This window comes from Hungatella hathewayi WAL-18680, assembly GCF_000235505.1.
GTDB lineage: Bacteria > Bacillota > Clostridia > Lachnospirales > Lachnospiraceae > Hungatella_A > Hungatella_A hathewayi_A.
This window is the reverse complement of sequence record NZ_JH379036.1, coordinates 1-1,375: the sequence shown is the minus strand read 5'-3', so window position 1 is coordinate 1,375 and position 1,375 is coordinate 1. Positions and strand designations below refer to the sequence as shown.

2 protein-coding genes and 1 pseudogene are annotated in these 1,375 nt (G+C 53.5%); all 3 read left to right on the top strand.

All coding sequences use genetic code 11. From position 1 onward, the window contains the following. Positions 1–374: hypothetical protein (locus HMPREF9473_RS26635; protein ID WP_006783165.1), on the top strand; the 374-nt coding region annotated here is incomplete at its 5' end. Between the two features lie 31 nt (positions 375–405). Beyond that, complete coding sequence (locus HMPREF9473_RS26630) at positions 406–1,002, top strand: hypothetical protein (RefSeq protein WP_006783164.1); 597 nt, start codon at positions 406–408, stop codon at positions 1,000–1,002. A gap of 16 nt (positions 1,003–1,018) precedes the next feature. After that, positions 1,019–1,375 (top strand): annotated as a pseudogene (locus HMPREF9473_RS25790) (hypothetical protein); the annotation flags it as partial.

The following is a 1,375-nucleotide window of genomic DNA, read 5'->3' as shown; positions in this document are numbered from 1 at the left end:
CCGGAACCCTGAACCAGGACCCGGAAAAACGCCAGCAGGAGTTAAACCAGGTGGTGGAGGAAGGCATGCTGGCCTTCTCTGTCAACGCCACCCCGTTCATGAAAAACGGGGCCTCTACCGCCAACCTTCTGATAGAGAACCCGCCGGGCAATGGAAAGCGTTTTACTATCACCATCCGGAGAAATGACACCGGGGAAGTCATCTACCAGTCCGGCTATCTGGACCCGGAGCAGTACATTGACGATGTCCCTCTGGATGTGGTTCTCCCCAAAGGTGAGTATGCCTGTACCGCCTATTTTGACGCCTACCGAATAGACGATAACGCCTATATAGGAAGCGCGGGAGCGGAGATTAAGCTGTATGTATTGGAGTAAAAAGAAGAGAATGCAGGGAGGTGAAGTGGAAATGGAGATGGTGGAAGAAGCAGAAATAAAAGAGAGCCGGGGAAGCCGGAGAGGAACTTCCGGCGGTAGTTCCAGGAAACAGAGATTCCGGGTGATGGCCTTCCTCCTTCTTGCGATCTGCTGTATGGCAGGAGCCGCCGCAGGCGTTTATCTAAGCCGCCAGCGGGCCGACCCGGTATCCCGGCAGGGGCTGACTTACGAGGCCAACGTGGTATCCGGCGACATTCCTGGTAAGACAAAGGAGCAGAGACAGAAGGAACTGGACAGCGTAGTGGAGGAGGGGATGCTGGCCATGTCCATGAATGTAACTCCCTTCGGGAAAGTATCAGGAGCCGGGCACTCTGTCAACTGGATGATAGAAAATCCCTCCAACCAGGGAAAATTAATCCGCGTGGAAATCACCCGTGACGATACCGGGGAGAAAATATTTGAGACAGGAGCCATCCGTCCGGGAAACTATCTGGAGTCTGGCCCATTACTCACACCTCTTCCAGCTGGGGAATACGATTGCACTGCCGTATTCCTGGCATACCAGGAAGAAACCGAGGCCCTGATAGGGCAGGCCGCCGTCAAAATCAAACTGGTCTTACAGGAATGAAAGGAGGGAAACGCTTATGAATCGGAAACAGCACCATAGAATCTCCAGCATCCGGGCCATTCTTCTTGCGTTTATCCTCTGCATCGTACAGACAGGGCCGGTTTTCGCAGAGGCTGAGATTGGGGATGTCTCGTTCCTCATTCAGGAATCAAGTGCGGCACAGGATTCAGTTCTCACCGGCAACATTAACGTAGAACTGCTATCCATTGCCCTGCCAGCCGGGGGTCTGGAGTTTACGGTGGATACGCTGAAGGAATTCAGTCTGGACAACCCCGGCAGCCAGTTTGAGGATATGGACCTTCCAATCAGGAATTATTCCAAGGTACCCATCCAGGTAGAAGTCTCCCAGGTGGCAGAGGTGACAAAGGGAGAC

What these genes read in the sequence shown, in the direction of transcription:
- HMPREF9473_RS26630 (WP_006783164.1), top strand. Translation starts at nt 406, where the DNA reads ATGGAGATGGTGGAAGAAGCAGAAATAAAAGAGAGCCGGGGAAGCCGG.